The following is a 589-nucleotide window of genomic DNA, read 5'->3' on the forward strand; positions in this document are numbered from 1 at the left end:
AAGAAATGGGCTGCGGCTCAGGCACGGCGTGCTGGCGGCGGCTGGTGGCGTGGCAAGAGGCCGATGTCTGGCAACGCATCCACGAAGCGCTGCTGGCGGAGTTACGCCGTCGTGGCCAACTCGACATGGCACGCGCGATTGTCGACAGCTCGTCGGTCCGCGCGATGCTCGCGGAAAAAAACCGGCCCGAACCCAACGGACCGGCGCAAGCTCGGCAGCAAGCACCACCTCATCGTCGACGCGCAAGGTATCCCGCTCGCGGTCATCTTGACTGCCGCGAATTGCAACGACATCACGCAACTCGATGCGTTGGTTGCGGCGATCCCTCCCATCCGAGGAAAGCGCGGACGGCCGCTGCGCAAACCGAAGATTGTTCAGGGCGACCGGGGCTACAGTTCCGAGCCGCACCGGCAGCGTCTGCGCGAACGCGGCATCACGCCCTTGCTTGCCAAAATCGGTTCGCCTCACGGCAGTGGCCTCGGTAAAACGCGCTGGTTCATCGAACGTTCCATTGCCTGGCTTCATGCATTCAGACGGCTCAAGATTCGCTACGAACGGTACGCACACGTGCATGAGGCATTCCTCTCGC

Annotated in this window: 1 pseudogene; it reads left to right on the forward strand. The window is 63.2% G+C overall.

The features are described from left to right. Positions 1–589 (forward strand): annotated as a pseudogene (locus DID99_RS36845) (IS5 family transposase); the annotation flags it as partial.

This window comes from Burkholderia sp. Bp8986 (assembly GCF_003854225.1).
Lineage (GTDB): Bacteria > Pseudomonadota > Gammaproteobacteria > Burkholderiales > Burkholderiaceae > Burkholderia.